The organism is Pedobacter sp. 10L46_2 (assembly GCF_056395165.1).
The window spans coordinates 1-7,317 of sequence record NZ_JBFTIZ010000315.1; the positions used below are offsets into that span (position 1 = coordinate 1).

A 7,317-nucleotide genomic window follows, 5' to 3' on the forward strand; every position below is an offset into this window, starting at 1 on the left:
CGTCAATAATACCAATGTCGTATGCGCTGGCAGGTGCTTCAAAGAAGTACTCACCGGGGATGGCCATATCCATTATAGCTACTTATTCGATAACCGGAATGCTGTTAGGACCTCCATTAATTGGATATCTGGCTCATGCGTTTAATTTAAGAGTATCCTTTGTAATCTTCGGATTATGTGGACTATTATTAGTTCCCATTACCAAAATGTTTTTTAAACACCAAAGGATAGCTCTAGATATTAAACCATAAATTAAGCCTTTTGAATGGCGTCATTTGCATCATCAGCAGTGTTTTTGATTGCTGATTTCGCTTTTTCTAATTCAGTATCTCTAAATTCTTTAAACTCTTGAGATACTGAGTTCACCTTAGTCTTAACGTTGTCTACAACCTGATTTTTTAGTCCTCCAAGACTTTGTTTTCCATTATTGATATTATCCTTAATGGAATGGAAACCATCTTTTACATTATCTGCAAGGTCTAGCGCTTTATCAGATATTCTTTCTCTTGTTCTTTTTCCACTGTCAGGAGCAAATAGTACTCCTATAACAGCACCTACCGCTAAACCAGCTAATAATCCAACTATTGCTCCAGATTTGTCAGTTGGCATAGTCGGGAAATTGGACAAACGGCTAGATATTAATTTTTTATAATTCATAATAGATGTTTTTTACTTAATCACTAACACATTTCGTACCAGATTGTTTTAAGCTTTTTGCCTTAAAGCTTCCGTCATGCTGAATTTATTTCAGCATCTCGCGCCAGCAAGGTTTCCTTTCTCTTGAGAGATCCTGAAACAAGTTCAGGATGACGATTCGCATTATATTACCACAGTCGCTTTAAAAGCACCCTATCTAGTAATTTATTATATTTAGGATAAATATGAAAAGATTCTGTTTCTCCCTGATTTTATTCCTTGTCATTAATATAGGTGCAATCAGGTCTCAGTCTATTAATCCCGATAGTACAGAACAAGTTTTTACGGAGTTGATAAAACTTAAGAAGCAACTTGTTTTGCAGGCGAAAACTGCTACGGATGCGGTGCCTGTAATTAGTCGTATGCTTGAGCTTGGAATGTGGGAAACAGCTGATAGTTTGATTAAATATTCAAGTCATAATAGCATAGATTACCAGTTACTTAAATGTAATTACTTAATCTTAAATAATAAATACAAAGAGGCTGAAATTATAATGTTTCAGGTACTAAAACAAGAACGGAAAAATGAAAAAGCGCTCCTCATAAAAGGCTTTTTGGAGATACAGGCATGGCGCTTATTAAAGGCTGAAAATACAGCAAAGCAAGTGCTTCAAAGTAATCCGGATAGCGAAGATGCAGCACTTTTACTTGGCAGGGTTAAGCTGCTTAAAAAGGAATACGAAACGGCTTTGCAGATTGCAAAAGAGATACAGCAGAGAAATCCAAAAAGTGCTAAAGCCTATCTGTTGGAAGCCGATGTTTATTTTTGGGATCAACATCCTGAAAAGGCCGAACAACCATTAATTAAATCACTTGAATTGGATCCTTTCAATGCAGATGCAAGATTCAGTTACGGTTATGCAATATGGAGAAGGGTAGATGCAACACAGTTAAATGCCATGGCTGCCCAGTGGGAACTGGCACTGGCAATTAATCCCCTTCATTATCAAACTCACTGGCATTGGGGCAATGGGCATACCAATTTAACCTATGCAGATTATGCAGAAGCCAATGATGAAGAGGTGAGAAAAGCACTTTTAAGGGCCGATCAGCGAATAAAAAGCAATGATGTGCAAGGCGCAATAGAGATTACCAGGGCGGTAGAAAATCAATACAGCAATTCTGTTTTGCCGTTAATGCACAGGGCATCGATTTATTATAGCGCATTTGATCTGGATAGAGGCATGCGGCTCGACTCTGCCGAGCATATTTTTAAATCTATTTTGCTTAGAAAAAAGCACTATGGTCCGGCCCACAATGGCTTGTCGGCAGTTATTAAATCGAAAAGGATTCCATATCTTGATGCCTTCGACGCCATCACTAAAGCGCTGGATAATACCAAAATCAGGGATATGAAGAATTTTACCAAAGTGTTTTCTGATGTAAGCTATTATCCGGGAGAAACTGCAAAAGCAATGGTTTGGAACCAGCTATATTCATCAGTAGTTTACTTTCCTTTTTTATCTAAACAAGGCAATACTTTTAAAATACCTCCATTGCATCAGGATTTAGCGGTTACTATGGACGCTCCGGCTTTTAGGTACATGACTACATTTGATAACAGGCAGTGGATGGATATAAGAGGCGTAGGGAGTGGAGCCGCAGGGATAGAATATGTAGAGCGTGGGGCTTTTATGGAGCGAAATGTGGTGTTGCATGAGTATGTGCATTTGTTTCATGGGGCCGTATTAACCGATGCTGAAAACAGGAAAATAAGAGCGCTATACTACGATGCGATGAAACAAAAGCGTACGCTCGATTATTACTCCCAAAACAATGAAAGCGAGTATTTTGCGCAGACTTATCCGGCGTATTTTGAGCCAGTAAAAGTACACCCACTTGATTTTAAATCTATGAATACAAGCGCCGATTTAAAATCAAAGGATCCTGATATGTATAGTTTTCTGGATAAATTGGTTTCAAAGGAAAAGGCCTATTTGGCTGGCGATAAAAAAGCTATGGCCAGCAATTGGGCTGAGGTTTATGTGAACCTGGCAAGTCGGGCAGGTAATTCAAAACTTGCAGTGGCCTATCTGGATACAGCTTTGACTTATGATGCTAAGTATCTTCCGGCATTTCTTAGTATTGCCCACCTCAAAATCTATAACAAAGATTTTAGCGGAGCTGAGCAATGGCTGGTAAAAGCTAAAAGTATTGATATCGTTTATGCACCTATTTATGCAATGTATGCAGATCTGGTTGCAGCTAAATATGCTGCACGACAAATCAATCAGGAAGAATCTGTTAAACAGCAGGCAGGTTATTTGCAGCAATCTATTACTCTTGAAGACGATTATCAGGAGCTGGCAAAGGATAATTTGTTGCTTAGGGAGATGTACAGGAAAAACGCTAAGTTAAAAGAAGCGATTGAGGCGGCCGATCTGTATATTAAAACAGGAGCCACGGTGTCTACCTATTTAAGAGATAGAATAGATGATGCTATTGCATTTTCTGCATTTTTAAGGGCAACGTTGGGTGATACACAGCAAGTTGCTGTTTTGAAAAAGCTGGTTGAGCAGAAACCTCAGAATTTTGAACTTAGAAATATGTACGCCGATGCTTTGGCCGAAAACAAGCAATACAAACCAGCTATTGCTACATTAAAAGAAGCCCAAAGGATTTTGACCGCTTCAGGAAATGGAAGACCAGATTATAATTTAAGGATAGCAGAATTCTACAATGAATTGAAATACAAGGATAGTACTGATTTTTATTTGCAACCATTTTTATCGGGTAAGTTATATGTAAAAGGGCCTGATCAGTTAAGGTACATAAGGCTGTTGGTTCAAAAAGGCTATAAAATAAAGGCATCAGAGCTATTAAAAAAGGCTAACAGATCTGGTGACAATATTTATGCTTCAGATTATTTATACACTTCTGCAAAATTGCTGCAAGCTAATCGCCGCAAAACGGAAAGTATGGCGTTGTATGAAAAGGCAATTCAATTAAACCCATATCATTTTGCTGCCTATCAAGAATTAATTGATTACGCTAAAGCTAAAAAACAAGTTAAGAGGATCAGTGAGTTACAGTTAAAAATGAAAAAAAATAACCTTAGGTAAGTCAAAATTAAAGGTGAAATTTTTTTACTAAAAATAGACTAATTAACCTATTTTATTATCTACTTTTGTAGTGTGTATTTTTTACACTAACCTATAGTAGATTATGAAGAAAAGTTTGCTTGCTTTAACCCTTGGAGGCCTTGGAATCGGGATCACAGAATTTGTGATGATGGGCCTATTGCCAGACATCGCGAAAGATTTACATATTACCATCCCTCAGGCCGGGCATCTTATTTCTGCTTATGCTTTAGGAGTTGTAATTGGCGCACCTTTATTAGTAGTTATTGCGGGGAGCTATCCTCCCAAAAAAATACTAATGGTTTTAATGCTCATGTTTACAGGTTTTAATGCCTTTTCGGCATTTGCACCAGACTATAATACCATGTTTGCCGCTCGTTTGCTGGCAGGTTTACCACACGGAGCATTCTTTGGAGTAGGTTCTGTGGTAGCAAGCAGAATAGCAGAAAAGGGTAAGGAAGCGCAATCTGTGTCGTTAATGTTTGCCGGATTAACTATAGCAAACGTAATAGGGGTGCCTCTGGGTACTTATATTGGCCATAACTACTCATGGAGGTACACTTTTGTAATCATTGTTATTGTAGGTATAGTTACTTTATTGAGTTTAAAATCATGGATGCCAGCACTTCCAGCTACTAAAAATCGTGATTTGGGTAAAGAGCTTAACTTCTTTAAACTTCCTGAATCATGGTTAATCATTTTAATGATTGCAATTGGTACAGGTGGGTTATTTTCGTGGTATAGCTACATTGCTCCATTGCTTACCGAAGTTTCAGGATTCTCTGCCAATTCAATCACGTATATCTTGGTTGTAGCAGGATTAGGGATGTTGGTAGGTAACTTTATTGGAGGTAAACTGGCTGATAAAATATCGCCTGCAAAGGCAACTATAACCTTACTGATTGCAATGTCAATTAGCCTTTTAATTGTACATTATGTATCAGGAAACCAGGTGTTAGCTGTAATAATGACATTTGTGACTGGTGCAATTGCTTTTGCAGCGGCATCACCAATTCAGATGCTGATGATCAATACTGCCAAAGGTTCAGAAATGCTCGCTGCTTCTGTTAGTCAGGCCAGCTTTAACATCTTAGTGTCGTGAAAGACATTATCCCAGTCCATAAACTCTATGAGCGCTCTTCGGCGGGAATGGAGGTTATTTATTTTGACAACGTTCAAGAACGTGCTTCGATTTTAAGCGCACACCGCGACGATCATTATATTTTTTTATATCAGGAAAAGGGAGAAAGCAATTTCATGCTTGATTTTAAGTCTCTTTTGGTTAATGACCGTGCCATACTATATGTACTACCAGGGCAGGTGCATCACAGCATAAATAGTAAAAATGTTTCGGGTTGGTTTTTGGCAATTGATACCCTATTGGTTAATGAAGAGTACAGAACTGTTTTTGAACAGTACATTATAAGCAATGGACCCATATCACTGGATGATGCTAAAGCAGAAAAATTTAAGCAATGCCTGAAATTGCTTCATGAAAGGTTTTTGCTTATTGAAGAGCCGTTGAGCAGGGCAATAGCCCATTCTCTTGCACAATCTTATATCGGTATGGTTGCCGAAGCTTATCTTTCACAAACTCAATTTGGGCAAAAGCAAAATACCAGACCGGTGCAAATCAATAGTCAATTCAGGAGTTTGCTGCTGGCAAATTTTAAAACGATTAAAGGCCCTTCTGAATACGCAGAGAAATTAAATATTTCCCTTACTTATTTAAATGAAGTGGTTAAAGGGCTCACAGGCTTTCCGGTTAGTTACTGGATTCATAATGAGATTGTACTCGAAGCAAAGCGGTTGCTATATTATACCGATCTAACGGTAAAAGAAATCTCATTTGAATTGGGATTCTCAGATCATACTTATTTTTCCAGATTGTTTACTAAGTTTGCCGGCACTTCTGCCGGAGCCTTTAGGGCTATATACCGCAAATAGTCCAATACTTACCTTTCTTTCTTCATTGCAAAGTGAACGTTTTTAATGTTGTTTTGTAACATCAAAACAAGGAATTATGAATTTAATAAAAAGAAAGGCGCTTGTAATATTTGAAAAACAATTTGGCAAAACAGGACATGTTCTGGATGTTCGTGCATGGAATCCTTCAACGTTTTATGAAATAGATCTGCACTTGCCAGGGGTAGATATGAGCAAGTGGCAAAGCGTACAGCACATGAAATGTAAGGTTTCCGATGGGGTTTACAGAGACTATACACCTGCGCATTGGGATGAGGATACACAAACCTGTACATTGTATGTTGATGCAGCACACGACGGTAGCGGAAGTAAATGGGCTGCCAGCTTAAAACCAAAGGACGAGATAATGTATCTTGGAATTTCAAGTACTTTTACAAAGCCAGTTCCTTCTGCTTCGTTAACCTGCCTTGGCGATAGTTCTGCAATAGGGCATTTTTTGGCTTTAGAGCAATTGGCTGGTAAGGGAAATGTATCTGGAGCTGTAGTAATCAAGGAAGAAGAACACCGTAAAGCATTTATGTCGTACTTCGATTCTACATTGGAGGCTATCCCTCAAAAAGTGAGTAGCAATATCAATAATTTGCAGGAATGGTTACAGGAACAAAATCTTGATGGTGGCGCGGTATACTTAGCCGGCAATGTTCCTATGGTTGTTGAGCTCAGAAAAATAATTAAAGCATTACCAGGTTTTAATGGACGTGTTAAAGTTCAGGGTTTTTGGTGGTAAAATTTTATCTTTGCCATCAGGAATAAAGAAGGAATAATGAGTAGTGCACCGCTGGAAAGAATCCAAAACGAAATAGAGCCATTAAGGCAGCAGATAATCAATCATAAAGTTTATTCAGTTATCAATGATCTTGAAGATCTGAGGATCTTTATGCAATACCATGTGTACGCAGTTTGGGATTTCATGTCGCTGTTAAAATCGCTTCAAATTAACCTTACCTGTACCACTATTCCCTGGTTTCCGGTTGGATCGGCAAACAACAGGTATTTAATTAATGAGATCGTTGCCGGAGAAGAATCTGATGTGGATAGTAATGGTGAAAGGAAAAGTCACTTTGAAATGCTGACTATAGTAAACGACCTGAACAAGAAATTCCCTGATCAGATCTCTTTATTTAAGTACTATCTGGATAGGCACATCGAGGTGGATGGAGATCATCATAGTCACCTTGCGCTAGAAATGACTTCAGATCTATGCGGTAATAGCGATGAATACTGGAAGGCCGCAGAACAAGCTACAATAGAATCGCTTAAAAAGCGGATTGAACTATGGGATGGCGCTTACAACAAAATTGTATTCGCCACTACAACAGCATAAATTATTTCATCAGATCAAAGAATTTTGGTAAATCCTTTTCATTGCTTGAATAAAACGTCAGTTTTTTAGCTGTATCGTAAAGGTATAGCGATGGATATTGTTTAGGGTGAAACAAGGGAATAAACACATGATCGCGATCTTGTAGTATCGTAACATTCTTTAGTGCCTGTAATGGCTTACCATAATTGGTAAAAAAGTAATCTATAGAACGTTGCTCATCCTGCGTAATCA

Annotated in this window: 6 protein-coding genes and 2 pseudogenes; 6 read left to right on the plus strand and 2 right to left on the minus strand. The window is 38.2% G+C overall.

Annotation, left to right across the window (positions count from 1 at the left end):
* Positions 1-251 (plus strand): annotated as a pseudogene (locus AC1DDX_RS23515) (MFS transporter); the annotation flags it as partial.
* Position 252: 1 nt separating this feature from the next.
* On the opposite strand, the gene AC1DDX_RS23520 reads toward AC1DDX_RS23515, so the two are convergent.
* Entirely contained in the window at positions 253-657 is a 405-nt protein-coding gene (locus tag AC1DDX_RS23520) for a YtxH domain-containing protein (protein ID WP_172660346.1), read from the minus strand.
* Positions 658-881: 224 nt separating this feature from the next.
* Here AC1DDX_RS23520 and AC1DDX_RS23525 point away from each other — a divergent pair, with 224 nt between their 5' ends.
* From AC1DDX_RS23525 to AC1DDX_RS23545, 5 genes are all read left to right on the plus strand, one after another.
* Complete coding sequence (locus AC1DDX_RS23525; protein WP_337717946.1) at positions 882-3,758, plus strand: tetratricopeptide repeat protein; 2,877 nt, start codon at positions 882-884, stop codon at positions 3,756-3,758.
* Between the two features lie 103 nt (positions 3,759-3,861).
* Entirely contained in the window at positions 3,862-4,878 is a 1,017-nt protein-coding gene (locus AC1DDX_RS23530) for an MFS transporter (RefSeq protein WP_477622690.1), read from the plus strand.
* Entirely contained in the window at positions 4,875-5,723 is an 849-nt protein-coding gene (locus AC1DDX_RS23535) for a helix-turn-helix domain-containing protein (protein ID WP_172660343.1), read from the plus strand. The genes AC1DDX_RS23530 and AC1DDX_RS23535 overlap by 4 nt, the downstream gene beginning before the upstream one ends.
* Before the next feature lie 76 nt (positions 5,724-5,799).
* Positions 5,800-6,489 carry an SIP domain-containing protein gene (locus AC1DDX_RS23540; RefSeq protein ID WP_172660342.1) on the plus strand — a complete coding sequence of 230 codons (690 nt, stop codon included), beginning with the start codon at positions 5,800-5,802 and terminating at the stop codon, positions 6,487-6,489.
* Between the two features lie 36 nt (positions 6,490-6,525).
* Positions 6,526-7,086, plus strand: coding sequence for a DUF3050 domain-containing protein (locus tag AC1DDX_RS23545; protein ID WP_477622691.1), 561 nt, complete (start codon positions 6,526-6,528; stop codon positions 7,084-7,086).
* Between the two features lies 1 nt (position 7,087).
* Here the strand turns inward: AC1DDX_RS23545 and AC1DDX_RS23550 are convergent.
* Positions 7,088-7,317: pseudogene (locus AC1DDX_RS23550) on the minus strand (hypothetical protein); the annotation flags it as partial.

What these genes read in the sequence shown, in the direction of transcription:
- AC1DDX_RS23520 (WP_172660346.1), bottom strand. Translation starts at nt 657, where the DNA reads ATGAATTATAAAAAATTAATATCTAGCCGTTTGTCCAATTTCCCGACT.
- AC1DDX_RS23525 (WP_337717946.1), top strand. Translation starts at nt 882, where the DNA reads ATGAAAAGATTCTGTTTCTCCCTGATTTTATTCCTTGTCATTAATATA.
- AC1DDX_RS23530 (WP_477622690.1), top strand. Translation starts at nt 3,862, where the DNA reads ATGAAGAAAAGTTTGCTTGCTTTAACCCTTGGAGGCCTTGGAATCGGG.
- AC1DDX_RS23540 (WP_172660342.1), top strand. Translation starts at nt 5,800, where the DNA reads ATGAATTTAATAAAAAGAAAGGCGCTTGTAATATTTGAAAAACAATTT.
- AC1DDX_RS23545 (WP_477622691.1), top strand. Translation starts at nt 6,526, where the DNA reads ATGAGTAGTGCACCGCTGGAAAGAATCCAAAACGAAATAGAGCCATTA.